The sequence below is a fragment of the Enterobacter cloacae complex sp. SHL012 genome (genome assembly GCF_049237505.1).
Taxonomy (GTDB): domain Bacteria; phylum Pseudomonadota; class Gammaproteobacteria; order Enterobacterales; family Enterobacteriaceae; genus Enterobacter; species Enterobacter kobei.
Map to the genome: position 1 here is coordinate 65,388 of NZ_JBMKIZ010000004.1, position 25,891 is coordinate 91,278.

27 protein-coding genes are annotated in these 25,891 nt (G+C 54.0%); 21 read left to right on the forward strand and 6 right to left on the reverse strand.

What is annotated here, in order from left to right:
• Positions 1-6: 6 nt before the first annotated feature.
• The 16 genes from thpR (at position 7) to ACOTY9_RS14905 (ending at position 14,291) form a co-directional block, all read left to right on the forward strand.
• Positions 7-552, forward strand: coding sequence for an RNA 2',3'-cyclic phosphodiesterase (gene thpR / locus ACOTY9_RS14830; protein ID WP_088126460.1), 546 nt, complete (start codon positions 7-9; stop codon positions 550-552).
• The gene (sfsA, locus tag ACOTY9_RS14835; RefSeq protein ID WP_047026704.1) at positions 552-1,256 is read left to right on the forward strand and encodes a DNA/RNA nuclease SfsA; all 705 of its coding nucleotides are present in this window, start codon (positions 552-554) and stop codon (positions 1,254-1,256) included. Before thpR ends, sfsA begins: the two co-directional genes overlap by 1 nt.
• Positions 1,257-1,432: 176 nt before the next feature.
• On the forward strand, positions 1,433-1,888 hold the full coding sequence (dksA, locus tag ACOTY9_RS14840; protein ID WP_001155232.1) for an RNA polymerase-binding protein DksA: 456 nt from the start codon (positions 1,433-1,435) through the stop codon (positions 1,886-1,888).
• A 59-nt stretch (positions 1,889-1,947) separates the two neighbouring features.
• The gene (gluQRS, locus tag ACOTY9_RS14845; RefSeq protein WP_014882603.1) at positions 1,948-2,838 is read left to right on the forward strand and encodes a tRNA glutamyl-Q(34) synthetase GluQRS; all 891 of its coding nucleotides are present in this window, start codon (positions 1,948-1,950) and stop codon (positions 2,836-2,838) included.
• A 42-nt stretch (positions 2,839-2,880) separates the two neighbouring features.
• Positions 2,881-4,278, forward strand: coding sequence for a polynucleotide adenylyltransferase PcnB (gene pcnB / locus ACOTY9_RS14850; RefSeq protein ID WP_072093610.1), 1,398 nt, complete (start codon positions 2,881-2,883; stop codon positions 4,276-4,278).
• Positions 4,275-4,754 carry a 2-amino-4-hydroxy-6-hydroxymethyldihydropteridine diphosphokinase gene (gene folK / locus ACOTY9_RS14855; protein WP_179120529.1) on the forward strand — a complete coding sequence of 160 codons (480 nt, stop codon included), beginning with the start codon at positions 4,275-4,277 and terminating at the stop codon, positions 4,752-4,754. Before pcnB ends, folK begins: the two co-directional genes overlap by 4 nt.
• Positions 4,755-4,875: 121 nt before the next feature.
• Entirely contained in the window at positions 4,876-5,667 is a 792-nt protein-coding gene (panB, locus tag ACOTY9_RS14860) for a 3-methyl-2-oxobutanoate hydroxymethyltransferase (RefSeq protein ID WP_221703737.1), read from the forward strand.
• An 11-nt stretch (positions 5,668-5,678) separates the two neighbouring features.
• Complete coding sequence (gene panC / locus ACOTY9_RS14865; RefSeq protein ID WP_063943982.1) at positions 5,679-6,530, forward strand: pantoate--beta-alanine ligase; 852 nt, start codon at positions 5,679-5,681, stop codon at positions 6,528-6,530.
• A gap of 32 nt (positions 6,531-6,562) precedes the next feature.
• Entirely contained in the window at positions 6,563-6,943 is a 381-nt protein-coding gene (gene panD / locus ACOTY9_RS14870; RefSeq protein WP_014882598.1) for an aspartate 1-decarboxylase, read from the forward strand.
• Positions 6,944-7,276: 333 nt separating this feature from the next.
• A complete protein-coding gene (locus ACOTY9_RS14875) occupies positions 7,277-7,888 on the forward strand; it encodes a fimbrial protein (RefSeq protein WP_063434185.1) in 612 nt (203 codons plus the stop codon).
• Positions 7,889-7,969: 81 nt separating this feature from the next.
• Complete coding sequence (locus ACOTY9_RS14880; protein ID WP_014882596.1) at positions 7,970-8,713, forward strand: fimbrial chaperone; 744 nt, start codon at positions 7,970-7,972, stop codon at positions 8,711-8,713.
• Between the two features lie 77 nt (positions 8,714-8,790).
• Entirely contained in the window at positions 8,791-11,388 is a 2,598-nt protein-coding gene (locus tag ACOTY9_RS14885; protein ID WP_348565763.1) for an outer membrane usher protein, read from the forward strand.
• Between the two features lie 23 nt (positions 11,389-11,411).
• A complete protein-coding gene (locus ACOTY9_RS14890; protein WP_023332110.1) occupies positions 11,412-11,984 on the forward strand; it encodes a fimbrial protein in 573 nt (190 codons plus the stop codon).
• A 25-nt stretch (positions 11,985-12,009) separates the two neighbouring features.
• A complete protein-coding gene (locus ACOTY9_RS14895) occupies positions 12,010-12,573 on the forward strand; it encodes a fimbrial protein (protein WP_096217649.1) in 564 nt (187 codons plus the stop codon).
• A gap of 13 nt (positions 12,574-12,586) precedes the next feature.
• Positions 12,587-13,189 (forward strand): fimbrial-like protein, encoded by a 603-nt coding sequence (locus ACOTY9_RS14900; protein ID WP_014882592.1) that lies wholly within the window; start codon positions 12,587-12,589, stop codon positions 13,187-13,189.
• A gap of 25 nt (positions 13,190-13,214) precedes the next feature.
• Positions 13,215-14,291, forward strand: coding sequence for a fimbrial protein (locus ACOTY9_RS14905; RefSeq protein WP_421637375.1), 1,077 nt, complete (start codon positions 13,215-13,217; stop codon positions 14,289-14,291).
• Positions 14,292-14,293: 2 nt separating this feature from the next.
• Here the strand turns inward: ACOTY9_RS14905 and ACOTY9_RS14910 are convergent, their stop codons facing one another.
• The 4 genes from ACOTY9_RS14910 to ACOTY9_RS14925 form a co-directional block, all read right to left on the reverse strand.
• Positions 14,294-15,541 (reverse strand): polysaccharide deacetylase family protein, encoded by a 1,248-nt coding sequence (locus ACOTY9_RS14910; RefSeq protein WP_014882590.1) that lies wholly within the window; start codon positions 15,539-15,541, stop codon positions 14,294-14,296.
• A 63-nt stretch (positions 15,542-15,604) separates the two neighbouring features.
• The gene (locus tag ACOTY9_RS14915; RefSeq protein WP_014882589.1) at positions 15,605-16,045 is read right to left on the reverse strand and encodes a PTS sugar transporter subunit IIA; all 441 of its coding nucleotides are present in this window, start codon (positions 16,043-16,045) and stop codon (positions 15,605-15,607) included.
• 104 nt (positions 16,046-16,149) lie between these two features.
• Positions 16,150-16,920, reverse strand: a complete 771-nt coding sequence (locus tag ACOTY9_RS14920) for an ABC transporter permease (protein WP_023332106.1) — start codon at positions 16,918-16,920, stop codon at positions 16,150-16,152.
• The gene (locus tag ACOTY9_RS14925) at positions 16,917-17,843 is read right to left on the reverse strand and encodes an ABC transporter ATP-binding protein (RefSeq protein WP_023332105.1); all 927 of its coding nucleotides are present in this window, start codon (positions 17,841-17,843) and stop codon (positions 16,917-16,919) included. The genes ACOTY9_RS14920 and ACOTY9_RS14925 overlap by 4 nt, the downstream gene beginning before the upstream one ends.
• Positions 17,844-17,950: 107 nt before the next feature.
• Between ACOTY9_RS14925 and can the strand changes: the two genes are divergently transcribed.
• Positions 17,951-18,613 carry a carbonate dehydratase gene (gene can, locus ACOTY9_RS14930; protein ID WP_348565764.1) on the forward strand — a complete coding sequence of 221 codons (663 nt, stop codon included), beginning with the start codon at positions 17,951-17,953 and terminating at the stop codon, positions 18,611-18,613.
• Between the two features lie 129 nt (positions 18,614-18,742).
• Here the strand turns inward: can and hpt are convergent, their stop codons facing one another.
• Positions 18,743-19,279 carry a hypoxanthine phosphoribosyltransferase gene (hpt, locus tag ACOTY9_RS14935; RefSeq protein WP_014882585.1) on the reverse strand — a complete coding sequence of 179 codons (537 nt, stop codon included), beginning with the start codon at positions 19,277-19,279 and terminating at the stop codon, positions 18,743-18,745.
• Positions 19,280-19,487: 208 nt separating this feature from the next.
• Here hpt and ACOTY9_RS14940 point away from each other — a divergent pair, with 208 nt between their 5' ends.
• A complete protein-coding gene (locus ACOTY9_RS14940) occupies positions 19,488-21,878 on the forward strand; it encodes a glucose/quinate/shikimate family membrane-bound PQQ-dependent dehydrogenase (protein ID WP_032637492.1) in 2,391 nt (796 codons plus the stop codon).
• A 133-nt stretch (positions 21,879-22,011) separates the two neighbouring features.
• On the opposite strand, the gene cueO is transcribed toward ACOTY9_RS14940, so the two are convergent.
• On the reverse strand, positions 22,012-23,571 hold the full coding sequence (cueO, locus tag ACOTY9_RS14945; protein WP_348565765.1) for a multicopper oxidase CueO: 1,560 nt from the start codon (positions 23,569-23,571) through the stop codon (positions 22,012-22,014).
• A gap of 145 nt (positions 23,572-23,716) precedes the next feature.
• Here cueO and ACOTY9_RS14950 point away from each other — a divergent pair, with 145 nt between their 5' ends.
• The 3 genes from ACOTY9_RS14950 to speD all read left to right on the forward strand — a co-directional run bounded on the left by ACOTY9_RS14950 (position 23,717) and on the right by speD (position 25,844).
• The gene (locus ACOTY9_RS14950; protein ID WP_014882582.1) at positions 23,717-24,064 is read left to right on the forward strand and encodes a YacC family pilotin-like protein; all 348 of its coding nucleotides are present in this window, start codon (positions 23,717-23,719) and stop codon (positions 24,062-24,064) included.
• Positions 24,065-24,179: 115 nt separating this feature from the next.
• Positions 24,180-25,049: a polyamine aminopropyltransferase gene (gene speE / locus ACOTY9_RS14955; RefSeq protein ID WP_348565766.1), complete on the forward strand. Its 870-nt coding sequence runs from the start codon at positions 24,180-24,182 to the stop codon at positions 25,047-25,049.
• Positions 25,050-25,844, forward strand: coding sequence for an adenosylmethionine decarboxylase (gene speD, locus ACOTY9_RS14960; RefSeq protein ID WP_014882580.1), 795 nt, complete (start codon positions 25,050-25,052; stop codon positions 25,842-25,844).
• Positions 25,845-25,891: the final 47 nt, after the last annotated feature.

Below are 25,891 nucleotides of genomic sequence, written 5' to 3' on the forward strand. Positions count from 1 at the left end.
CCCCGTATGTCTGAGTCAAAACGACTGTTTTTTGCCATTGAGCTGCCCGCCCCTGTTCAGCGGCAAATCGTACGCTGGCGCGCTGAACATTTTCAACCGGAAGCAGGTCGGCCCGTTGCGGCCGCGAACCTGCATCTGACGCTGGCATTCCTGGGCGACGTAAGTGCCGGGAAACAGCGGGCGTTAGCCGCCATGGCCGGGCGGATTTCTCAGCCGCCGTTTACGCTGCACCTCGACGATGCAGGACAATGGCTACGTTCGCGCGTGGTCTGGCTGGGCACGCGCCAGCCACCGCGCGGATTATTGCAGCTGGCAAATATGCTGCGCGCGCAGGCGGCACGCAGCGGCTGTTATCAGAGCCCGCAGCCATTTCATCCGCATATCACGCTGCTGCGCGATGCCGGTCAGGCCGTTGCCCTCCCGGCCCCGGGTTTTCACTGGGCTTTCCCGGTCAATGCATTCGCGCTTTATGAATCTGTCTTTGCTCAAGGACGCACACGCTATACGCCGCTACAGCGCTGGACGCTGGGCGACACGATGAAGGAATCCTGATGAAGTTTAGCCCTGCACTCCAGCCCGCCACGCTGATCCAACGCTACAAACGCTTCCTCGCCGACGTGGTGACACCTGAGGGGAAAACGCTCACTCTGCACTGCCCCAACACCGGAGCCATGACCGGTTGCGCCACGCCGGGTGACACGGTCTGGTATTCCACTTCAGAAAATACTAAACGCAAATATCCCCATACCTGGGAAATAACTGAGACACAAAGTGGGGCATTTATTTGCGTTAATACCCTGCGCGCCAATCAGCTGGTTAAGGAAGCGCTGACCCATGGCACTATTCCCGAACTGGTGGGTTATGGTACGCATAAAAGTGAAGTGAAATATGGCGATGAAAGCAGCAGAATTGACTTCATGTTACAGGCGGAAGACAGGCCGGAGTGCTATATTGAAGTAAAATCAGTGACGTTAGCGGAACAGGAAAATGGCTACTTCCCGGATGCGATTACGCTACGTGGACAGAAGCACCTGCGGGAGCTAATGAGTGTTGCGGCGGCGGGCAAACGCGCCGTACTGCTGTTTGCGGTACTGCATTCAGCCATTGAACGGTTCTCCCCTGCCCGCCATATTGACCCTAAATACGCGCAATTGTTGAATGAGGCACAAAAGCAGGGGGTAGAGGTTTTCGCTTATAAGGCGGAACTTTCTGCCGATAATATGACTCTGAGATCCTCTCTTCCCATTGTCTTATAAGGGATTAGACGATTGATGATTATGTGTTCTGGCCGCGTGCGCAAATACGCTTTTCCTCACAGGCTTGTCAAGTGTTACGTTTAGATAATTGCCATACGGAAAAGCATCTGCTATTTATAGCGACCTGATTTTTCCCCCAACACGGGGATCGATAGTGCGTGTTAAGGAGAAGCAACATGCAAGAAGGGCAAAACCGTAAAACATCGTCCCTGAGTATTCTCGCCATCGCTGGGGTGGAGCCGTATCAAGAGAAACCGGGCGAAGAGTATATGAACGAAGCCCAGCTGTCGCACTTCAAGCGTATTCTTGAAGCATGGCGTAATCAACTCAGGGATGAAGTCGATCGCACCGTTACGCATATGCAGGATGAAGCTGCAAACTTCCCGGATCCGGTAGACCGTGCCGCTCAGGAAGAAGAGTTCAGCCTCGAACTGCGTAACCGTGACCGCGAACGCAAACTGATCAAAAAGATCGAGAAAACGCTGAAAAAAGTCGAAGACGAAGATTTTGGCTACTGCGAATCGTGCGGTGTTGAAATCGGTATTCGTCGCCTGGAAGCGCGTCCAACCGCCGATCTGTGCATCGACTGTAAAACGCTGGCCGAAATCCGCGAAAAACAGATGGCCGGTTAATACCAGCGCTGTTTACCCACTCCAAAGGCGGGAGTCTCTCCCGCCTTGTTAACGTTGATATGTCTGAATCACACTATATCGGGCGCTTCGCGCCATCTCCCTCCGGTGAATTACACTTCGGCTCATTAATTGCCGCGCTCGGCAGCTACCTGCAGGCTCGCGCCAGCCAGGGCAAATGGCTCGTCCGCATAGAAGATATTGACCCGCCGCGTGAAGTTCCCGGTGCTGCAGAGACCATACTGCGTCAGCTGGAACATTACGGCCTGCACTGGGACGGCGAGGTTCTCTGGCAATCAAAACGCCACGAGGCGTATCGGGAGCGTCTGGCCTGGCTCGCTGAGCAAGGGCTTTCCTACAACTGCACCTGCACCCGCGCGCGTATCCAGAGCGTTGGCGGCGTCTATGACGGGCACTGCCGTACGCTCAATCATCCCCCGGAGAACGCCGCCGTGCGCCTGCTGCAACGTGCGCCCGTCACCCGTTTCCACGATCTGCTCTCCGGAGAGATCCGTGCCGATGAACGTCTGGCGCGCGAAGATTTTATTATTCACCGTCGTGATGGTCTGTTTGCTTATAACCTGGCCGTGGTCGTCGACGACCATTTCCAGGGCGTCACGGAAATTGTGCGTGGGGCAGACCTGGTCGAACCTACCGTGCGGCAAATATCGCTGTATCAGCAGTTTGGCTGGACGGTACCGGGTTATCTTCATCTGCCGCTGGCGGTCAATGCGCAGGGCATTAAACTGTCCAAGCAAAACCACGCCCCAGCCCTGCCAGACGGCGATCCGCGTCCTGTTTTGATCGACGCGCTGCGATTTCTCAACCAAAATGTAACCCACGAATGGCAGGATCTGCGTATTGACGAACTGCTGAAAATGGCCATCGCGCAATGGACGCTCACGGCGGTGCCAAAAATCCAGCATTCTCAAATGCGTTGCGCTGAGCTATGATTAGCCGCTTTTTTCATAACAAAACACACTACGAGGTGTACCATTTTTACCCGAGTCGCTAATTTTTGCCGTAAAGTGCTAAGCCGCGAAGAGAGCATGGCGAACGATGCTATTGCACAGCCACACATGTCGGTTATTCCGCGTGAGCAGCACACTATTTCCCGCAAAGATATCAGTGAAAATGCCCTCAAGGTGCTCTATCGTCTGAATAAAGCGGGCTACGAGGCCTATCTCGTTGGCGGTGGGGTGCGTGATTTACTGCTGGGCAAAAAACCAAAAGATTTCGACGTGACGACCAGCGCCACGCCTGAGCAGGTGCGCAAATTATTCCGTAACTGTCGTCTTGTTGGCCGCCGTTTCCGTCTTGCTCACGTCATGTTTGGGCCAGAAATTATCGAAGTGGCGACCTTCCGCGGCCACCACGAAGCGGGCGCATCCGATCGCACGACCTCCCAGCGCGGCCAGAACGGTATGTTGCTGCGTGACAATATTTTCGGTTCTATCGAAGAAGATGCCCAGCGCCGCGACTTCACCATCAACAGCCTCTATTACAGCGTGGCGGATTTCACCGTGCGTGATTACGTGGGCGGTATGCAGGACCTGAAAGAGGGCCTGATCCGCCTGATCGGCACGCCAGAAACGCGTTATCGCGAAGATCCTGTGCGTATGCTGCGTGCCGTGCGTTTCGCTGCCAAGCTCAACATGCGCATCAGCCCGGAGACGGCAGAGCCGATCCCGCGTCTGGCGACGCTGATCAACGACGTGCCGCCAGCCCGCCTGTTTGAAGAAGCGCTGAAGCTATTGCAGGCCGGCTACGGGTTTGAAACCTACAAGCTGCTGCGCGAATACAACCTGTTCCAGCCGCTGTTCCCGACCATTACGCGCTACTTCACCGAAAACGGTGACAGCCCGATGGAGCGCATGATTGCGCAGGTGCTGAAAAATACCGACACCCGCATCCAGAATGACATGCGCGTGAACCCGGCATTCCTGTTTGCGGCGATGTTCTGGTATCCCCTGCTGGAAACCGCGCAAAGAATTACTCAGGAGAGCGGCCTGGCCTATTACGATGCCTTCGCGCTGGCCGCAAACGACGTGCTGGACGAAGGGTGCCGTACGCTGGCGATCCCGAAACGTATTACCACGCTGGTGCGCGACATCTGGCAGCTTCAGCTGCGCATGTCCCGTCGCCAGGGCAAACGCGCCTGGAAACTGATGGAACATCCAAAGTTCCGCGCCGCGTTCGATCTGCTGTCCCTGCGTGCGGAAATTGAACGCAATCAGGAGCTGCAGCGTCTGGCGCAGTGGTGGGCTGAATTCCAGGTTTCCGCTCCGCCGGAACAGAAGGATATGCTGACCGGGCTGGATGAAGAGCCCGCACCGCGTCGCCGTCATCGTCGTCCGCGCAAACGTGCGCCGCGTCGTGAAGGTTCAGCATGACACTCGCCTGTATCGCCATCGGCAGTAACTTAGCCTCTCCGCTGGAGCAGGTTAACGCTGCCGTAAAGGCGCTGGGCGAGATTCCGCAAAGCCGGATCGTCGCCGTCTCGTCGTTTTATCGTACCCCGCCGCTCGGCCCACAGGATCAGCCTGATTACCTGAACGCTGCCGTGGTGCTGGAAACAGCCCTTGATGCAGAAGCGCTGCTGGATAACACCCAGCGCATTGAGCTCCAGCAGGGCCGCGTGCGCAAAGCCGAACGCTGGGGACCGCGCACCCTCGATCTCGACATCATGCTGTTTGGCGATGAGGTGATTCATACCGATCGCCTCACCGTACCGCATTATGATATGAAAAATCGCGGATTTATGCTCTGGCCGCTCTTTGAAGTCGCCCCCGATATCACCTTCCCGGACGGTACCTCGTTAAAGACCGTTCTGGACAACCTGAACGCGGAAAAACCCGCTCGCTGGTAAACCTCTCCCCCACCGGTTGGCCGCTAAATAATTGTGGTTAATCGGTTGCCTAAAATCATTGTTCCCCGGAATGTTACTGTTAGAATGCGCAAAGATTCGCTTTGGGCTATCAGGAAACAGTATGAAACCAACCACCATCTCCTTACTGCAGAAATGCAAACAGGAAAAAAAACGCTTCGCCACCATCACCGCGTATGACTACAGCTTCGCCAAACTGTTTGCCGAAGAGGGTATCAACGTCATGCTGGTCGGAGATTCGTTAGGGATGACGGTACAAGGACATGATTCCACCCTGCCGGTCACGGTTGAGGATATTGCTTACCATACCCGCGCCGTGCGCCGCGGTGCGCCAGCCTGCCTCCTGCTTTCCGATCTGCCGTTTATGGCCTATGCCACACCGGGGCAGGCATTCGAAAACGCGGCGGCGGTCATGCGTGCCGGGGCCAATATGGTCAAAATTGAAGGCGGAGCCTGGCTGGTGGATACGGTGAAGATGCTCACCGAACGCGCCGTGCCGGTGTGCGGCCATCTGGGCCTGACGCCACAGTCCGTCAACATCTTTGGCGGCTACAAGGTGCAGGGCCGTGGCGATGCGGCACAGACGCTGTTTGATGATGCCCTGGCGCTGGAAGCTGCAGGCGCGCAATTGCTGGTGCTGGAGTGCGTGCCTGTTGAACTGGCGAAACGTATCACTGAAGCGCTGTCGATTCCGGTGATTGGTATTGGTGCTGGCAACGTGACCGACGGGCAAATTTTAGTGATGCACGACGCCTTTGGTATTACCGGCGGGCATATCCCGAAATTTGCGAAAAATTTCCTTACCGAAGCGGGCGACATGCGCGCCGCGGTCAGGCAGTATATTGCCGACGTTGAATCCGGTGTTTACCCGGGTGAAGAACACAGTTTCCATTAAGGAGTCTCGTTGTGCTAATCATTGAAACCCTGCCGCTGCTTCGCCAGCACATCCGTCGCGCGCGTCAGGAAGATAAACGTATCGCACTGGTCCCGACCATGGGCAACCTGCATGACGGCCATATGAAGCTTGTCGACGAAGCAAGAGCCCGTGCAGATATCGTGGTGGTCAGTATCTTCGTAAACCCCATGCAGTTTGACCGCGCAGACGACCTGGCGCGCTACCCGCGAACCCTGCAGGAAGACTGCGAGAAGCTCAAAAAGCGTCAGGCGGACATTGTTTTCGCGCCGTCTCCGGCAGACGTTTATCCTCAGGGAACCGGCGAAGCAACCTACGTGGACGTTCCGGGAATTTCGACCATGCTGGAAGGCGCCAGCCGTCCGGGCCATTTCCGCGGCGTCTCCACCATCGTCAGTAAATTGTTTAACCTGGTGCAGCCGGATATCGCCTGCTTCGGCGAGAAAGATTTCCAGCAGCTGGCGCTGATCCGCAAAATGGTGGCGGACATGGGATATGATATTGAGATTGTGGGCGTGCCGATCGTGCGCGCTAAAGACGGGCTGGCGCTCAGCTCCCGCAATGGCTATTTGACCGCCGAGCAGCGTAAAATCGCCCCCGCGTTAAGCAAGGTCATGAACAGCATGGCAGAACAGCTTCTGGCGAAAGCATTAACCGCAGAAGAGATTATTGCTCTTGCGGAACAGGCGCTGAACGACAAAGGTCTCCGGGCTGACGATGTACAAATCCGCGATGCTGATACGCTGCTCGAACTTGCAGAGACAAGCAAACGTGCGGTAATTCTGGTGGCGGCATGGCTTGGCCAGGCTCGCCTGATTGACAACAAAGTGGTTGAGCTGGCGTAGTTTTTCTACCCGGAAGATGAAAGGTAAACGTAATGATTCGCAAAATGCTGCAAGGTAAGCTTCACCGTGTGAAAGTGACTCAGGCAGACCTGCACTATGAAGGCTCCTGCGCCATTGACCAGGATTTCCTCGACGCGGCGGGTATTCTTGAGAACGAAGCGATCGATATCTGGAACGTCAATAACGGCAAACGCTTCTCTACCTATGCAATTGCCGCCGAACGCGGGTCCAAAATCATCTCCGTCAACGGCGCGGCAGCACACTGCGCAGAGGTGGGCGATATCGTGATCATCGCCAGCTTCGTGATGATGTCTGACGAAGAAGCGCGTCGCTGGCAGCCCAAAGTGGCCTATTTTGAAGGCGATAACGAAATGAAGCGCACGGCAAAAGCTATTCCTGTTCAGGTCGCCTGATTTCTTTTCCCTGGACTCATTTTTATCCCATTCACTATCAAAATGAGTCCAGTCTTTTTTGTGCAAGCCACGATCAATTATAGCGCATTTAATAGGATTTAAATAAATAACCAAAGAAATCTCAGAGAATTATATTATATAATTCTCAAATCATAACTCCCACCCATTAAGAAAAACTTAAACCAACCTGCAGTTTTAATCACCCCCGTTGACTAGTCTTATCCCAAATAAATCTCTAGAATCCGCCACGAAATAACATTTCAGATTTTAAATCAATAGCTCCAAAAAAAATTATTGATTTAAATGTTTTAACTTCAAAATATGGATATTGGTATGTCTTTTAAAAAAGTTAGCATGGGTATGGCAATTGCACTGGCTCTGAGCGCAGGTTCCGCAGTTGCAGCTGTTCCAGGTGACACAGGTACGATTACTTTCCACGGCATGGTGTCTAACACCACTTGTAAAGTTTCCCTGGATCAGAAAATTGACCAGAGTGGTAACGATTTCGATGTCACCCTGGACACCGTATCTGTTGCTGATTTTGGCACCTCTGCACTGGGTACTACCAGCACCCTGGGCCAGAAAAAATTCAACCTGGCGCTGACCGGTTGTGATACTGCTACCGTGGCTAAAGCATCTGCACAGTTCAACTCCTGGGCGGGTTCTACTTCCACCGAAGGCGGCCTGCTGGTTCCACCAGCAAACGCTCAGGGTTCTGCGAAGAACGTTAACCTCGTACTGAGCAACGATGGCAACACCAAAACCGATCTGGTGAAAATCGACCAGACTAACAACACTCAGCAGGCCACTGTTGATACAAGCGGCGCGGCTAAGCTGTACTACAAAGTAGCTTATACCCAGGGCCAGGGTTGGGATCAAACCACTAACCCAGTATCCGCCGGTACCGTGCAGGCACAAGTTGCCTTCACCATGAACTACGAATAATCCTCTTTGTTTTGCAGGTTTTAAATAATCCCCCGCTTCTGGGGGATTATTCTTATCATTCCAACAGGAAGTGGAAAAATTATGTTTAACGCATCCGTAATTAAAGGATTAAAGACCGCGCTGTTTACTGCTGTTTTATTTTCAGCATCACACGCCAGTGCCGATATTGTTATTTCCGGCACCCGCATTGTTTACCCTGAGTCATCAAAAGACGTCATCGTTAACCTGGATAACCGTGGTGCAAAACCTCTGCTGGTTCAGTCCTGGCTGGACGACGGTCGCGACGAAAAAAGCCCCGAAGAACTTAAGCTCCCGTTCGTGATCACCCCGCCAGTTTCACGTATCGACCCTAAGCAAGGTCAGTCTCTGCGTATTACCTACATGGGTCAGTCGCTGCCAAAAGACCGCGAATCGTTGTTCTGGTTTAACGTATTAGAAATTCCGCCAAAACCTAAAAATGCCAACGCCGAAAATACAAACCAGCTTCAGCTGGCGTTCCGCACCCGCATTAAATTCTTTTTCCGTCCAGACGGACTGAAAGGCTCAGCGCTGGAAGCCGCCGACCATGTCACCTGGACCATGAAGAAAGACGGCAACGGCGTCAGCCTCGTCGCCCATAACGAGTCCCCGTACAACGTAGCGATTTCAATGGTCAAACTTAAGTCGGGCCAAAAGACCTATGAGGTAGCCCACCAGTCTGTTCTGCCTTTCAGCGAGAAAGCTATGCTGGTCAAAGGATTAACCACCACCACAACCGGCAAAGTGGCATACGAAACAATTAACGATAACGGTGGGGTCGACAACCACGAAACCACGTTGAAGTAATTTGCCACCCGACAACATAACAATAGATAGCATGAGCTCTGCGGATATGTTTATCCGCACTGATAAATGGATGTGCCATGGTGTTCCGACGTTCTCTTTTATGCCTTGCGATCGGCACGGCATTCCCCTTACATGTTTGTGCAGACAGTCACGCAGCTAATGACACCGCGCAGGAAAACGAAGATGCGGTCGAATTTAACGAACAGTTTCTTCTCTCAAGAAGCACAAATATTGACGTAAGCCGCTTTGCGCATGGTAACCCGGTGGCGCCGGGTACGTACCGTACCAGGGTCAATTTAAACGGCACGTTAAAATCGACGGTTGACATTATCTTTAAAGATAACGGGACGCCGCGCGCGACACCCTGTATTACGAGGCTTTTGCTCTCGCAGTCCGGTGTGGATACCCGCGCACTCGGAGACGAGCTGGACGACGACGACAACGAGACCTGCATCGATGTAAAAAAATTCTATCCTGAAGCGTCGGTCAACTACGACAGTGCTAAGCAGGTGTTGAACCTCAACTTCCCGCAAATTTACGTGGTTAAGCGCCCGTTAGGCTATGTCGACCCGTCCCTTTGGGATAACGGCATTCCGGCGGCACTTCTGTCTTACGATCTCAACGGCTGGCACAGCGAAAACAGCGGTTCAACCTCTGAAAGCGCCTATGCGGGCCTGCGCTATGGTCTCAACATGGGACCATGGCGCCTGCGATCGCGCGGCAGTCTGAACTGGGATAAAGACAACGGCACGCACTACAGCAGCCAGGATATTTATCTTCAGCGTGACATCACCTCTCTTGACGCGCAATGGGTACTCGGTGACTCCTTTACCAACGGAGAAGCCTTCGACTCCTTGAGCCTGCGCGGAACACGTCTGTATAGCGACGAACGTATGCTGCCAAACGGTTCGACGGGGTATGCACCGGTGATTCGCGGTGTGGCAAACAGCAATGCCAAGGTCAGCGTCACGCAGAGCGGCAATAAAATTTATGAGACCTCAGTGCCGCCGGGCGCGTTTGAGATCAACGATTTGAGCACCACGGGCTACGGTAACGATCTGCTGGTCACCATTGAAGAGGCGGACGGCAGCAAGCGCACGTTCACGGTGCCGTTCTCGTCCGTGACCCAGATGCTACGCCCTGGATCCTCACGCTGGGACGTTGGCATGGGTGAACTGAACGACGACTCGCTGATCGACAAGCCCCAGGTAGGCTACGGTACGCTCTACTACGGCCTCAACAATACCTTCACGGGCTATGCTGGCGCCCAGTACACCGACATGGACTTCTATGCAGGCATCCTCGGCCTGGCCATGAACACCCCCATCGGTGCTTTCGCGCTGGACATCACCCAGTCGCACGCGGATATCGAAGACCTGGGCACGCGCAGTGGGCAGAGTTATCGTCTGACATACAGTAAGCGCATTGAAGCCACGAACACCTCGTTCAACGTGGCGGCCTATCGCTTCTCTACCGAAGACTATCTGAGCCTGAACGATGCCGCGCAACTGCGTAATAGCATCAAACAGCAGAACTATGCCAACCGTAGCTATGAGTCAAATACGGCTCTTTACGATGACTACCAGCGTACTAAAAACCAGATCCAAATCAGCCTCAACCAGCCTCTGAGGGCGGCTGAAAAGGATTACGGTTCGCTGTACGTCAGCGGAACCTGGCAAGACTACTGGAACGGGGAAGGCTCTAACTCTAACTACAACGTGGGCTACAACAACAGCTTCGCCTACGGTAGCTATAGCCTGTCGTTACAGCGGACTTACGACCAGCGCGGTCAACAGGATGACAGCGTTTACCTCAGCCTGAGCGTGCCGCTGAGCGTCTTCTCGCAGGACAACTCGCGTTTAGCTGGGTTCTCGAACGTCAACATGGGCCTGCGTTCCGATCTTAAAGGCGGTACTAACTTCAACAGCTCCGCGAGTGGCAACACTCAGGATAACAAGGTCAGCTACTCCGTCAGTACGTCGTCCAGCAGCGGTAACTACGGCAACCTGAACCAAATCAGTGGTTATAGCTCGCTAAATAGCAGCTATGGTCCGCTCGGCGTTTCCGCCTCGTTTGGTGACGACAATAGCAAGCAGTTATCCGCCTCTTACAGCGGCGGGATGGTCGCACACGCGGGCGGTATCGCCTTCGCACCGGGCAGCATTGGCGATAACGATGCCATCGCGGTAGTCAAGGCCAGCGGTGCGAAGGGCGCGGGTGTGGGCTACGGCGCAGGCACGATTAACGACTCCGGCTACGGCATTCTGCCGTATATGTCCGCGTATCGGGAAAACCGGGTTTCGCTGGATATCAGGACCCTCGAAAACGACGTTGAAGTGAAAAATACCACCACCACCACCGTACCGCGCAGCGGTTCTGTCGTGCTGGTGAATTTTGAAACCGACGAAGGACGTTCGGTCGTTCTTGAGCTTAAGCGTAACGATAACGGCTTTATTCCACTGGGCGCTGACGTGCTGAATGAAAAAAATGAATCGGTGGGTTCCGTGGGCCAGGCCGGTCAGGCCTATGTTCGCGGCATCGAGAACAGCGGCGTGCTCCGCGTGGTCTGGAGCGGTGACAAGGACGGCTCCTGCACAGTGCGCTATCAGCTGAAACCCGATTTAGAGAAAGCCGGGCTCATTACCCTCCTCAATAACCAAACATGTGAAATGTAATCCGGGAAATTAAGAGAAATCATATGAAAAAGATGCTTCTCAGCCTGTCTGTCATTGTCATGACAGCGCTGACGCTTTCAGGGACGGCACACAGTACCGATCTTACGGTTAACTTTACCGCCAACCTTCGTGAAACGACCTGTGATATGAAGCTGGTTGGCGGCTCAGGTTCCAATACCGAGCAGACGCTTAAAATCGGAGACTCGCAAGGCAAAATCCGTCTCGACCAGGTGCAGGCCGGTACAGCGACAGCTGAATTCAAGCTGGCCATCGTTGAATGTCCGTCCTCGCTGAGCGACCTGAAAACCACGGTGAAGGGTACGCAGAACACCGATCTGTTAACGGGCGTAAGTAACTCGAAAACGACCGCCAGCGGCGGTGCAGATTATGCAGCCGTCACCATTGCCCGTGCATCCGCCCCGGACGCACCGTTCACCATTAACTCAACCAACGATGCTCAGCGTCTGGTCTGGTCCGCGGCGGAAATCACCAGCAAGGAAATCCCCCTGGTGGCGACCCTGAAAGAAACCCAAACCGGCAAAATGACCACAGGCGATTTCGAAGCCATAGTGACGTTTGAATTCAGCTACGAATGATTTGTGCAGATAACGGAGCACTCAAATGAAATTTAACTCAACTTTACTCGCCCTGTCCGTTGCTGCCCTTTTCGCTACCGGCACGGCAAATGCAGCGATTACAGGCACCCCCAGCGCCAAGCTAACCGTCCAGTCAACCATCACCGCTGGCACCTGTACGGCGAAAGTGACCAACAGCGCGGGCGCGGATGCCACTGAGGTGAACTTTGGTGATGTGTATAAAGCTGATCTGGAAAACAAAAGTCGCGTAGAACCGCTGAAAATCTCATTTACTGGCTGTGCAGGCGTGAAAAAAGCCATGGTGTCTGCGGCGTCCGGTACAGGCGGCTCATGCTCGGGTAATAACCTGGACGGGGACGCTTATGCCGCGGGCCAGAACACCGCCTTTGAGCTCTGGTCTGGCGCGGTGGATTCCGGCCTTCAACTGAACTGTAAGACGCCCCCCGCAGCGCAGGCGGTTACCATCACCAGCGGCGTGGGTGAGTACCCGATGAACTCCCGTATCGTGATCGCGAAGGATAAGACCATCGCTGATGTGGGTACAGGCTCGGTAACTGCGCCTGTGACCTTCACCGTAACCTATCAGTAATACAGGAATTGTCATGCAACAATTACCGATTCTCTTTCGCCAGCCCGGTCTTGTGTTGCTTGTCGGCCTGGCTGGTGGGCTTTTACCTGACGTAGGCCGGGCAAATTCAGGCCTGGATACGAACATTACCGCCAACATTGTTAATAGCAGTTGTAAGGTAACCGTTGATAATGGAGGAGAAATCTATCTCCCCACGGTTATACGTAGTTGGTTTTATAACGCTGATGGTAGCGATCGCTATGTTCCTGGCGATGATGCAGGCGGCACACCTTTTAAGATTCATGTCGATGACTGCTATGGTGAAAGCGGCAACCCTGCAAAGCTGAATTTCAGCTTCTCTCCTCAATCAGGATTCTGGCCGGGACAAAACCAGGTATTTAAAAGCGATGATACTGCTGCAGGAACGGCGAGAAACGTCGGCGTGGTGATTTTTTCCGGAAAAAATAAAGCCAACGTATTAAATAACGACGGAACGTCAAAAGTCGTTTACGACGTGAGTGGTGAGGGTTCTGCATATATAACGGATTATGAATTCTACGTCAGATATCAAAACACAGGCGTTGTTACTGGCGGGACGGTGACCAGCAAAATACGCGTTGACGTTACTTATGAATAATAACCAGAACAGGAAATGGATGAGAATGTTCAAAGAATTCACACACAGCCCCCTTATTAACGGTGCTGCGAAGGTTGCCTTAACCGGCCTGCTTTTCTCTTTTTGCCAGTCAGGTTGGGCAGCAGAATGTCGAATGGATGATGGCGATGGCGGTACAACAAAACTGGTCAACTCTGAATACTCGGGGGCAACAATTCGCTTACCCGATCAGGGGGCGTATATCAATGAAATCTTTACCGTTAACATCACGCCGGGCATCCAGATACATTGTGGCCCCGGGAATGACGGTTACAATCTGATGGCGCAAACCAGCCCTGAACTACTGGCAGGCAGCAAGTACAACGAGGGCATGTTTGCGACCAATATCCCCGGCATCTATTACAGCGTGAAGGTAAAAACCTCCGACACTGGAATCGGCGGCCTATTTGGAACGAATACTTCCGGCTGGTATACCACTGCAGCATGGGGGCAAAATACCCCTATACAGGACCGATGGATTAACACTTTCGTATACCTCTACGTCGGTTATGACTACCAGGGTAACCCGAACAGGGAAACCGTCATAAAACCGAAACCGGGTACTCTGGGGAAAATGTCGATAGGCGATCCCGCGGACAGCAATAACAAGCCCTGGACGTTCACAGTGGACGAGAACTCATTCCAGGTACCTATCGTATTGCCTACCTGTGATATCGTCATGCTGGGTAACGGCACGCACACGGTGGATCTGGGAGATTATTTTGTTTCCGACATCAGATACAAGCGCGTCAAGGACGTGCCTTTTAGCATAAATTTCAACGACTGCACCAGCGTGGCGCAATATACCACTAAGCTCACGACAACCAAACTGACGGGTATAGACCATGACCTTCTCGGCAATACGCTTTCAACAGAGGCGCAAGGTGCGGGCGTGAAGATCTTGTATAACAACGGAAACTCGCAGCTTATTCCCAATGATGCGAACTCGTCATATGTTATGACGGAAACAGGCGTCCCCACGTCGACGCAGATAAACTTCGTGGCCCAACTGATCGCAGATGGCAGCATGATCACCCCCGGCGCGTTTAGCGCCTCCGGCGTGTTCACCATCTCCTACAATTAATCCTACCCCTGCGGCTGATTGCTGATCAGCCGCGACATCGTCTCCAGCGAATCCGTTCTTAAGATATAGAGGCGTTTCAGTAGGAACGGATTATCCCCCGGCTTGACCTTCCCTTTCACCGTCGTTACCGCCAGATGAAAACCGGCGTCGTTCGCTGCCTTGATCGCTTTATTGTCATAGCCGCCAAACGGGTAAGAAAGGTACAGCACGCGCGGGTTGAACTGCGACAGCGCACGGCGGGAACGTTCAAAATCGAACAGGATCACGTGATAGCTGCGGCTCAATAAAATCGGGTGTTTATACCCATCCACGCGATGCAGAAAGTGAGTGTGAGACTGAATGTCGAACACGTCCTGTATGCCCTTAATTTCCTGAACGCTCATAAACTGCAGCGATTTTGGGTCCCACTTCTGCGGATGACCTTTGATGCGTGACGAAATGATAAACGCGGTCGCGTTGAAGCCATATTCTTTCAAAACCGGGTAAGCGTAACGGCTCACCGACTTCAGCCCATCGTCAAACGTAATCACCACCGCCTTCGCGGGCAGGTTCATCTTGTTACGCACGTAGCCTTCCAGCTGGTACATCGTCAGCGTCGCGTATCCCTGATCGCGAAGCCAGGTCATCTGGTTGCTGAACGCACGTACGCTGGTGGTCGTGGAGGTATGGCGAAAACGGGTGTTTTCTTCGTCGCGCAGAATATGGTGGTAGGTGAGAACCGGGATGCCGTTATCTTCCTGCGCATCCAGGCTGCTGATCCACGCCAGGCGATTGCCAATGCGGATTTGATACCACGTCTGATTCAGACGGTCTTTGAGCTTATTCAGAATGGGGTAACGCAGGTTGGCGCTAAGGGTGCCAAAGGGCGCACTTCCGCTACTGGGCGCGTTATAGACGGGCGTATCTTTCCATGTGATGAGGTTTTGGTTACTGAGCGGCTTATTCAGATCGCCCAGACTGTCCTCTACACGCTGCTTGCCCTGCACGTTTTCAAGGTGCGCTTTATCAATAAACCCCGTGCCGAACCCGAAGCGAAATTCATAATAATCCGCCGCGGCGGGAAAGACCGCGAGGATCTGCCCGGCGCGCACATTGCCCACGTTAACCACGTCGTTACCCACCTGGGCCCAGATGGCTGCATCCTCAGTGGTTTGCATATAGTGAGCAGGGAGACCTTGCTGACTCACCAGGCTGGCAGACGCCCCACCGGACACCAGCAGCAAAAGGATAAAGATAACGCGCATGAACATAGGATATAAATCGACACGGAAAATCAGTCGCTATTGTAGCAAAAGCGACATCAATACCAATGTTTAATGTTTATACAGATCGTGAAGCAGAACGAAAGGCGGGTTCTTCTGCTGCTGGTGCCACAAGCTGCTCACCCCAGGCATGCCCTCCCCCACAATGGCGTGACGAAACTCCGCGCTGCTTAATGAGGCGCGAAGGGGATACATGGCTTCGAGTAAAGGCAGACTGATACCGGAGATCACTTCACAATTATCGTGCTTGTGGCTCAGCAACGCGGCGGCACGATAAGGTGCAGCGCCTGATTTATCCGTCAGAAAAATTACCCCGTCACCGGTGTCTGTTTCATGCAGCGCATCGCACATCATCCGGCTGAGCATGTTGGTGCTTAACCCACGCCAGTAGTTAACCGCCCGGCATTGCACCAGCGGACCCAATCTGGCCTCAAGCTTGTCCAGCATTTCCTGCGCCTGTTCATCGTGGCAGGTGATAACCCATCCCAGCATTACTCTCTCCTTAGCAGGCAAGTAGTTTAGCGGAGTGAAGGTTAGCTTACGGTGATAACTGTCAAAGAAAGCGCCCGGCAAACAGAGCGTCGCCGGGCAAAAGGTTAGCTGCGAAGACCGCGACCGCGCTGAATCAGATACCAGCACAGCAGGTAGAACGCGACAATGAATACCCCCAGCACCGCCACCGTCGTAAACAGCGGTACATCGGTAATACCGAGGAAGCCAAAGCGGAAGCCGCTGATCATGTAGACGATCGGGTTCAGGTGCGACAGCGCCTGCCAGAAGGGCGGCAGCAGCGTCAGGGAGTAGAAGACCCCGCCGAGGTAGGTGAGCGGCGTCAGCACGAAGGTCGGGATTAGGCTGATGTCGTCAAACGTTTTGGCAAATACCGCGTTCAGCAGACCGGCCAGCGAGAACAGGATTGCCGTCAGAAGCAGCGTCAGCGCGACAAATAGCCAGGAGTGGACCTGGAACGGGACGAAGAACAGCGAAATCGCCGTCACCAGGATCCCCACGCACAGACCGCGCGCCACGCCGCCGCCCACGTACCCGGCGATAATCACATGCGTCGGCACGGGTGCCACCAGCAGCTCTTCAATATTGCGCTGGAATTTGGCGCTAAAGAACGACGACGCCACGTTCGCGTAGGCGTTGGTGATCACCGCCATCATGATCAGACCCGGCACGATAAATTGCATATAGGTAAAACCGTGCATCTCACCAATCCGGGAACCAATCAGATTACCGAAGATGATGAAATAGAGCGTCATGGTGATCACCGGTGGCACCAGGGTTTGCACCCAGATACGCATAAAGCGGTTAATCTCTTTCGCCCAGATGCTTTTCAGCGCGACCCAATAAAGATGCGTCATGCCTTGTCTCCTTGTTTATCCTGCACCAGAGAGACAAACAGCTCTTCCAGTCGGTTCGCTTTGTTACGCATACTTAAAACCTGAATCCCCTGCGCGCTCAGCTGAGAGAACACGCTGTTGATCCCCTGCTCGCGCAGCACTTCCACTTCCAGCGTCGAGGTATCCACCAGACGATACTGGTACCCTTCCAGCTTCGGCAGCGGGCTTTTTGCCGCCAGGTCGAGGATAAAGGTTTCTGATTTCAGCTTGGAAAGCAGGTTTTTCATCGAAGTGTTTTCCACCAGCTCGCCGTGCTGAATGATGCCGATGTTGCGGCACAGCATTTCAGCCTCTTCCAGATAGTGGGTAGTCAGAATAATGGTGGTGCCTTTATCGTTCAGATCCTTCAGGAAGCCCCACATCGAGCGGCGCAGTTCGATATCCACACCCGCGGTCGGTTCATCGAGGATCAGCAGTTTTGGCTCATGCATCAGCGCACGGGCAATCATCAGGCGGCGTTTCATCCCGCCGGACAACATCCGCGCACGTTCGTTACGTTTTTCCCACAGGTCGAGCTGCTTCAGGTACTTTTCGCTGCGCTCCAGCGCCTCTTTGCGCTCAACGCCGTAATAACCCGCCTGGTTAACGACGATCTGCTGCACCGTCTCGAACGGATTGAAGTTGAACTCCTGCGGTACCAGCCCCAGCTGGCGTTTGGCGTTAACCACATCTTTTTGCAGATCGTATCCGAACACGCTAACGCGGCCGGAGGTTTTGTTCACCAGCGAGCTGATGATCCCGATGGTGGTAGATTTCCCTGCCCCATTCGGCCCCAGAAGCGCGTAAAAATCCCCGGCCTCTACTTTAAGATCTATCCCGCGTAGCGCCTGAACGCCACCCGAATAGGTTTTTTTAAGCTGCTCAAGCTCCAGTGCAATTGCCATGAATTTAACTTACCTTCAGTTCTTACACACGTTGTGTGGTTTCATTAAAAGTCGGGTTACCCTATAGTAGCGCAACGCAATTACTTGGTTACAGGTCGCTAACCTCCATGAACGACATAGATACACTCATTAGCAACAATGCACTATGGTCAAAAATGCTGGTGGAGGAAGACCCCGGATTTTTTGGAAAACTCGCACAAGCCCAGAACCCGCGCTTTCTCTGGATTGGCTGTTCCGACAGCCGCGTGCCGGCGGAACGTCTGACTGGCCTTGAGCCAGGAGAACTGTTTGTTCACCGTAATGTCGCCAACCTGGTGATTCACACCGATCTCAACTGCCTGTCTGTGGTTCAGTATGCCGTTGACGTTCTGGAAGTCGAGCACATCATTATTTGTGGCCACTACGGCTGCGGCGGCGTGCAGGCGGCGGTTGAAAACCCGGAACTGGGATTGATTGATAACTGGCTGCTGCACATCCGCGATATCTGGTTCAAACATAGCTCACTGCTGGGCGAAATGCCGCAGGAGCGTCGCATGGACACCCTGTGCGAACTCAACGTGATGGAGCAGGTGTATAACCTTGGGCATTCGACCATCATGCAGTCAGCGTGGAAACGCGGGCAGAAGGTCTCTATCCACGGCTGGGCGTACGGTATTCACGATGGTCTGCTGCGCAATCTGGAGGTCACCGCCACCAACCGCGAAACGCTGGAACAGCGTTACCGCTCAGGGATTGCCATCCTCAAGCTTAAGCATGTGAACCATAAATAAGTGCGCGTTAAAAAGCCGGGTGGCGCCGAGGTAAAAGCAAAACGGCAACCAGGTTGCCGTTTTTTGGGTTTGCTCCCTCTCCCTGTGGGAGAGGGCCGGGGTGAGGGCATCAGGCCGCACCCAACTTGTTTACTCGTCCAGTAATACCACTTTTCCCACATACGGCAGATGACGATAACGCTGTGCGTAGTCGATGCCGTAACCCACCACGAATTCATCCGGAATGGAGAAACCGACAAACTCTACCGGGACCTGCACTTCGCGACGGTCAGGTTTATCCAGCAGCGTACAAATTGCCAGTGATTTCGGCTCGCGCAGGCTCAGGATCTCGCGCACTTTAGAGAGCGTGTTACCGGAGTCGATAATATCCTCCACGATCAACACGTCTTTGCCACGAATATCTTCATCCAGATCTTTCAGGATTTTCACATCACGGGTTGTGGACATGCCGCTGCCGTAGCTGGAGGCGGTCATAAAATCGACCTCGTGAGGCACCTGCACTTCACGGCACAGGTCCGCCATGAACATGAAAGAGCCACGCAACAGACCAACCAGCACCATTTCGCTGCCGCTGTCCTTGTAATGTTCGGTGATTTGACGACCCAGTTCGGCGATACGCGCTTTGATCTCGGCTTCCGGGATCATCACTTCAACAGTATGTTTCATATTACTAACCATATGATTTTAATGAAAATCTCTCAATGCAGATGAACTCACTTCAGGCATTGATACGCAAGCCAGCCATTATATCAGCAAATGGATAAGCCTGGCGTATGAGTTATAAAAAGCAAATATTGTGATTCCGATCACACTTGTTAATACCTATAATTAGTTGCTAGCAAATTATTAACAAAAACTGACGAGTACACTTTCTATGGCTGAAACACACTCTAAACAGCCGCGTCTACTGGTGACACTAACAGCGTTATTCGCCGCCTTCTGCGGCCTGTACCTGTTAATCGGTGGCGTCTGGCTGGTCGCGATCGGCGGCTCCTGGTACTACCCAATCGCGGGCCTGGTTATGCTTGGCGTAACCGTCCTGCTCTGGCGTAGAAAACAATCTGCACTGTGGCTGTATGCAGTTTTACTCCTCGCAACCATGATCTGGGGCGTCTGGGAAGTCGGCTTCGACTTCTGGGCACTGACGCCGCGCAGCGACATCCTGGTCTTCTTCGGTATCTGGCTGATCCTGCCGTTCGTCTGGCGTCGCCTGATTGTGCCTTCCCGCGGTGCCGTGGCGGCACTGCTGGTGGCGTTGCTCATCAGCGGCGGTATGCTCACCTGGGCCGGTTTTAACGATCCACAGGAGATCAACGGGACGCTGAATGCGGAGTCTACCCCTGCAGCGGCTATCTCGCAGGTTGCTGACGGTGACTGGCCGGCCTATGGCCGTAACCAGGAAGGTCAGCGTTACTCCCCGCTTAAGCAGATCAACGCGGACAACGTTAAAAACCTGAAAGAAGCCTGGGTATTCCGTACCGGCGACCTGAAGATGCCGAACGATCCGGGCGAACTGACCAACGAAGTGACGCCAATTAAAGTCGGCAACATGCTTTATCTGTGTACGGCGCACCAGCGTCTGTTTGCGCTCGACGCGGCCACAGGTAAAGAGAAATGGCACTTCGATCCACAGCTGAATTCTAACCCGTCATTCCAGCACGTGACCTGCCGTGGCGTCTCTTACCACGAAGCGCGTGCGGATAATGCGAGCCCGGAAGTGGTTGCCGACTGTCCTCGCCGCATTATGCTGCCTGTGAACGATGGCCGTCTGTTTGCCATCAACGCAGAAACCGGCAAGCTGTGCGAAACCTTCGCCAACAAAGGTATCCTGAATCTGCAGACCAACATGCCGGACACCACGCCGGGTCTGTATGAACCGACTTCTCCGCCAATCATCACCGATAAAACCATCGTGATTGCCGGTTCGGTGACGGATAACTTCTCCACGCGTGAAACCTCGGGCGTGATTCGCGGCTTCGACGTGAATACCGGTAAACTGCTGTGGGCCTTCGACCCGGGCGCGAAAGATCCTAACGCGATCCCGTCAGACGAACACACGTTTACCTTCAACTCGCCAAACTCCTGGGCGCCTGCCGCGTATGACGCGAAGCTGGACCTGGTGTACCTGCCGATGGGGGTGACCACGCCAGATATCTGGGGCGGTAACCGTACGCCGGAGCAGGAGCGCTATGCGAGCGCCATCGTGGCGCTGAACGCGACCACCGGTAAGCTGGCATGGAGCTACCAGACCGTTCACCACGATCTGTGGGATATGGATATGCCGTCCCAGCCGACGCTGGCCGACATTACCGTTAACGGCAAAACCGTGCCGGTGATTTACGCCCCGGCGAAAACCGGCAACATCTTCGTGCTGGATCGCAGCAACGGCAAGCTGGTTGTGCCTGCGCCGGAAAAACCGGTTCCGCAGGGCGCGGCGAAAGGCGACTACGTCTCTAAAACGCAGCCGTTCTCTGACCTGAGCTTCCGTCCGAAGAAAGACCTGAGCGGGGCAGACATGTGGGGTGCCACCATGTTTGACCAGCTGGTATGCCGCGTGATGTTCCATCAGCTGCGCTATGAAGGCATCTTCACACCACCTTCTGAGCAGGGCACGCTGGTCTTCCCGGGTAACCTGGGGATGTTCGAATGGGGCGGTATTTCCGTCGACCCGAACCGTCAGGTTGCTATCGCCAACCCAATGGCGCTGCCGTTCGTTTCCCGCCTGATCCCACGCGGTCCGGGCAACCCAATGGAGCAGCCGAAAGATGCGAAAGGCAGCGGTACCGAAGCCGGTATCCAGCCGCAGTACGGCGTACCGTATGGCGTGACCCTGAACCCGTTCCTGTCACCGTTTGGTCTGCCGTGTAAACAGCCTGCCTGGGGTTACATCTCCGGTCTGGATCTGAAAACCAACCAGATTGTGTGGAAAAAACGTATTGGTACGCCACAGGACAGCATGCCGTTCCCAATGCCGGTTCCGGTGCCGTTCAATATGGGTATGCCAATGCTGGGTGGCCCAATCTCTACCGCCGGTAACGTACTGTTCATCGCGGCAACCGCAGATAACTACCTGCGCGCGTACAACATGACCAACGGTGAGAAACTGTGGCAAGGCCGTCTGCCTGCGGGTGGACAGGCAACGCCGATGACCTATGAAGTGAATGGCAAGCAGTACGTTGTCATCTCTGCGGGTGGTCACGGTTCGTTTGGCACGAAGATGGGCGACTATATCGTCGCGTATGCGCTGCCTGACGACGCAAGGTAAAAGCAAAACGGCAACGAAAGTTTCCGTTTTTAGTGTCTGTTCCCTCTCCCCGTGGGAGAGGGTCAGGGTGAGGGCATCAGGCCGCACCAGCGAAAAGTAGGCCGGGTAAGGCGAAGCCGCCACCCGGCTTTTTTTATACGGTAAAACCGAGCATCATCCCCGTATCTTCATGCTCCAGCAGATGGCAATGCGCCATGTAGGCAAACTCCTTCGGCGCGTCGTGGTCAAACTTCACCAGCACCTCGCTCACGCCGCCCTCCACTCTCACGGTGTCCTTCCAGCCTGCGCGATGCGCATCCGGCGCGTTGCCGTTCTCAGAAAGAATGCGGAACTGCGTGCCGTGGATGTGGAACGGGTGCAGCATCATGTCGCCTTCGCCTGAAATCACCCAGCGCTCAAACTGCCCTTTTGTAGCGGCAAACATCGGCGTGTTCATATCAAACGATTTACCGTTGATCTTATTGGCGTTGTGGAAATCAAAGCCATGGCCGCCATGATCCATGCCGCCCATTTTGCCGTGGTCCCTATTCATATGGCCCATCATCTGACCGTGATGCATTCCCGCCATTGCCTGATTGCCATACTTCTTCATCAGCGCCTGCATGCCCATCATGTCGAGCATCGGGTCCATGGAGAGCTGAAGCTTGCGTTGCGTGAGCCCGTCAAGCGACGGGAGTGCAGGCAGCGTGGTTAACGTATCCGGCAGCGTGCCCGACGCGGTAACCAGTAACGGCTGAATGCGTAACACTGGATGCGGCTTATCAAATGGCGCAACCGCCATCCCCATCTGGCTGACCGGGAGGGTCACCAGGTCAAACGCCTTGCCGTCGCTGATATCCACCAGCACCTCAAAGCGCTCCCCCATGAGCATCGGCAGCGCATCCACTTTAACTGGCTCGGGCAGAAGCCCCCCGTCGCTGGCGACCACGTACAAAGGGCGTTTATCACTGGTCGCAAAATTAAGGGAACGCGCATTACAGCCGTTAAGCAGACGTAAACGCAGCCAGCCTTTTGGCGCAGCGTGCTGAGGGTAAATCGCACCGTTGGTCAGCAGCGTATCCCCGAACCAGCCGACCGCCGCGCTCATGACGTCCAGCTGGTAGTCAATCTGCCCGTCTGCGGTGAATTTTTTGTCCTGCACAATCACCGGCACATCATCGATGCCCCACTGTTTCGGCAGACGCAGCAGGCGGCTTTCATCGTCTTCAATCAGCACCAGCCCGGCCAGCCCCATCGCCACCTGATGGCCGGTTTTGCCATGCTGATGCGGATGGAACCAGCAGGTCGCCGCACGCTGCTCGGGCGTAAAAGTCACGCTACGTTTACCACCGGCCTTGATAATGCCCTGTGGTCCACCGTCGACTTCACCCGGCACTTCCAGCCCGTGCCAGTGGAGCGTCGTCTCTTCTGCGAGCGTGTTGTGGATATCCACCGTCACCGCTTTCCCTTTACGTAGCTGAAGCGCCGGACCGAGCAAATTGCCGTTATAGCCCCACGTCGTGGCGTTGTGCCCGCCAAAGGATGTTTGACCGGACTGAACAACGAGCTGGATACGGCTACGGGCGTCAGCGGTCAGTAAATCAGGGATGGGTAAGGCAGGTCTTTCAGCCGCGAAAACGGCGCGGCTCCAGAGTGGTAGTGCGCTGGCAGCCCCCAGCGCAACGGAATATTTTAAAAAATCACGACGTTGCATGTTCATTTCCTTATTTCCAGCAGGCGATCTTTTGAGCATAAACCCTCCCCTTACCGGAAGGTCAAGTCGGGCGGCAATAATAAAGATCGTCGCACTGGCATCAAGTATGCTAACGTTAATTTTCCGTGAAGAAGTGGTAGAAGCAATGAAGACGTTTTTCAGGACAATTTTGTTCGGTAGCCTGATGGCAATGTGTGCGAACAGCTATGCGCTCAGTGAAAATGAAGCGGAAGATATGGCCGACCTGACGGCGGTTTTTGTATTCCTGAAAAATGATTGTGGCTACCAGAATTTACCCAACGGGCAAATTCGCCGTGCGCTGGTCTTTTTCGCCCAGCAGAACCAATGGGATCTCAGCAACTACGACAGCTTTGACATGAAGGCGCTCGGTGAAGACAGTTACCGTGACTTGAGCGGTATTGGCATTCCCACGGCTAAAAAATGCAAAGCGCTGGCTCGCGATTCACTCAGCCTGCTCGCCTACGTGAAATAATCTTCCCGACGCCCCCTGTTCACCCTATAACCGTGCAACCATGGTTATAGTTAGCTATCATGTTTCGCTCATTTTTTATGAGTGTTACGGATGTTAACAAAGGAGGAGTCCGCGTATGGCCGACCACACGTTGTGGCATGAAACACTGCATGACCAGTTTGGTCAGTATTTTGCCGTTGATAACGTGCTCTATCATGAGAAAACCGATCACCAGGATCTCATCATCTTTGAGAATGCCGCTTTTGGCCGCGTCATGGCACTGGATGGCGTAGTACAAACGACCGAGCGTGACGAGTTTATCTATCACGAGATGATGACCCACGTTCCGCTGCTGGCGCACGGGCACGCGAAACACGTTCTGATTATCGGCGGTGGAGACGGCGCAATGCTGCGTGAAGTGTCCCGTCATCAATCGATTGAAACCATTACGATGGTCGAGATCGACGCGGGTGTGGTCTCTTTCTGCCGTCAGTACCTGCCCAACCACAATGCCGGTAGCTATGACGATCCGCGGTTTAACCTGGTGATTGACGACGGCGTTAACTTCGTTAACCAGACCTCGCAGACCTTTGACGTCATTATCTCCGACTGCACCGACCCTATCGGCCCGGGTGCATCGCTGTTTACCTCCTCGTTCTACGAAGGCTGTAAGCGCTGCCTGAACCCTGGCGGGATCTTTGTCGCACAAAACGGCGTCTGCTTCCTGCAGCAGGAAGAAGCGCTCGACAGCCATCGCAAGCTCAGCACCTATTTTTCTGACGTCAGCTTCTATCAGGCGGCCATTCCTACCTATTACGGCGGGATCATGACCTTTGCCTGGGCGACGGATAACGACGTGCTGCGCCACCTCTCGACTGAAATTATTCAGGCCCGCTTCCATCAGGCTGGGCTCACATGCCGCTACTACAACCCGGCAATTCATACCGCCGCGTTTGCGCTGCCGCAGTACCTGCAAGACGCATTATCCACTAAGGGGGTGAGCTAATTGAAAAAGCTTAAACTGCATGGCTTTAACAACCTGACCAAAAGCCTGAGTTTTTGTATTTACGATATCTGCTATGCCAAAACAGCGGAAGAACGCGATGGTTACATCGCCTATATCGACGAACTCTACAACGCCAACCGTCTGACCGAGATCCTGACAGAAACCTGTTCAATCATTGGCGCCAACATCCTGAACATTGCGCGTCAGGATTACGAACCCCAGGGTGCCAGCGTGACCATTCTGGTCAGCGAAGAGCCGGTCGACCCGAAGCTTATCGACAAAACGGAGCATCCGGGCCCGCTGCCGGAAGTGGTCGTCGCGCACCTCGATAAAAGCCATATCTGCGTGCACACCTATCCGGAGAGCCACCCGGAAGGTGGGCTGTGTACTTTCCGGGCTGACATAGAAGTGTCGACCTGTGGCGTGATTTCCCCGCTGAACGCGCTGAACTATTTAATCCACCAGCTGGAATCGGACATCGTGACCATTGATTATCGCGTGCGCGGCTTTACCCGCGATATCAACGGGATGAAGCACTTCATCGACCATGAGATCAACTCCATCCAGAACTTTATGTCTGACGACATGAAGTCGCTGTATGACATGATGGATGTGAACGTGTATCAGGAAAACATCTTCCATACCAAGATGTTACTTAAGGAGTTTGACCTTAAGCACTACATGTTCCACACCCGACCAGAAGATTTGAGCGAAGACGAGCGCAAGGCCATTACCGACCTGCTCTGGAAAGAGATGCGCGAAATCTACTACGGCCGCAATATTCCTGCCGTGTAACACGCATGCAAACGGATAAAGAAGGAAAAGCGATGATTTTTCCTTCT

Excerpts from the sequence above, each read along its gene's own strand:
- thpR (WP_088126460.1), top strand. The coding sequence starts at position 7 with ATGTCTGAGTCAAAACGACTGTTTTTTGCCATTGAGCTGCCCGCCCCT.
- sfsA (WP_047026704.1), top strand. The coding sequence starts at position 552 with ATGAAGTTTAGCCCTGCACTCCAGCCCGCCACGCTGATCCAACGCTAC.
- dksA (WP_001155232.1), top strand. The coding sequence starts at position 1,433 with ATGCAAGAAGGGCAAAACCGTAAAACATCGTCCCTGAGTATTCTCGCC.
- gluQRS (WP_014882603.1), top strand. The coding sequence starts at position 1,948 with ATGTCTGAATCACACTATATCGGGCGCTTCGCGCCATCTCCCTCCGGT.
- folK (WP_179120529.1), top strand. The coding sequence starts at position 4,275 with ATGACACTCGCCTGTATCGCCATCGGCAGTAACTTAGCCTCTCCGCTG.
- panB (WP_221703737.1), top strand. The coding sequence starts at position 4,876 with ATGAAACCAACCACCATCTCCTTACTGCAGAAATGCAAACAGGAAAAA.
- panD (WP_014882598.1), top strand. The coding sequence starts at position 6,563 with ATGATTCGCAAAATGCTGCAAGGTAAGCTTCACCGTGTGAAAGTGACT.
- ACOTY9_RS14875 (WP_063434185.1), top strand. The coding sequence starts at position 7,277 with ATGTCTTTTAAAAAAGTTAGCATGGGTATGGCAATTGCACTGGCTCTG.
- ACOTY9_RS14880 (WP_014882596.1), top strand. The coding sequence starts at position 7,970 with ATGTTTAACGCATCCGTAATTAAAGGATTAAAGACCGCGCTGTTTACT.
- ACOTY9_RS14885 (WP_348565763.1), top strand. The coding sequence starts at position 8,791 with ATGGTGTTCCGACGTTCTCTTTTATGCCTTGCGATCGGCACGGCATTC.
- ACOTY9_RS14890 (WP_023332110.1), top strand. The coding sequence starts at position 11,412 with ATGAAAAAGATGCTTCTCAGCCTGTCTGTCATTGTCATGACAGCGCTG.
- ACOTY9_RS14895 (WP_096217649.1), top strand. The coding sequence starts at position 12,010 with ATGAAATTTAACTCAACTTTACTCGCCCTGTCCGTTGCTGCCCTTTTC.
- ACOTY9_RS14900 (WP_014882592.1), top strand. The coding sequence starts at position 12,587 with ATGCAACAATTACCGATTCTCTTTCGCCAGCCCGGTCTTGTGTTGCTT.
- ACOTY9_RS14905 (WP_421637375.1), top strand. The coding sequence starts at position 13,215 with ATGTTCAAAGAATTCACACACAGCCCCCTTATTAACGGTGCTGCGAAG.
- ACOTY9_RS14910 (WP_014882590.1), bottom strand. The coding sequence starts at position 15,541 with ATGTTCATGCGCGTTATCTTTATCCTTTTGCTGCTGGTGTCCGGTGGG.
- ACOTY9_RS14915 (WP_014882589.1), bottom strand. The coding sequence starts at position 16,045 with ATGCTGGGATGGGTTATCACCTGCCACGATGAACAGGCGCAGGAAATG.
- ACOTY9_RS14920 (WP_023332106.1), bottom strand. The coding sequence starts at position 16,920 with ATGACGCATCTTTATTGGGTCGCGCTGAAAAGCATCTGGGCGAAAGAG.
- ACOTY9_RS14925 (WP_023332105.1), bottom strand. The coding sequence starts at position 17,843 with ATGGCAATTGCACTGGAGCTTGAGCAGCTTAAAAAAACCTATTCGGGT.
- can (WP_348565764.1), top strand. The coding sequence starts at position 17,951 with ATGAACGACATAGATACACTCATTAGCAACAATGCACTATGGTCAAAA.
- hpt (WP_014882585.1), bottom strand. The coding sequence starts at position 19,279 with ATGAAACATACTGTTGAAGTGATGATCCCGGAAGCCGAGATCAAAGCG.
- ACOTY9_RS14940 (WP_032637492.1), top strand. The coding sequence starts at position 19,488 with ATGGCTGAAACACACTCTAAACAGCCGCGTCTACTGGTGACACTAACA.
- cueO (WP_348565765.1), bottom strand. The coding sequence starts at position 23,571 with ATGCAACGTCGTGATTTTTTAAAATATTCCGTTGCGCTGGGGGCTGCC.
- ACOTY9_RS14950 (WP_014882582.1), top strand. The coding sequence starts at position 23,717 with ATGAAGACGTTTTTCAGGACAATTTTGTTCGGTAGCCTGATGGCAATG.
- speE (WP_348565766.1), top strand. The coding sequence starts at position 24,180 with ATGGCCGACCACACGTTGTGGCATGAAACACTGCATGACCAGTTTGGT.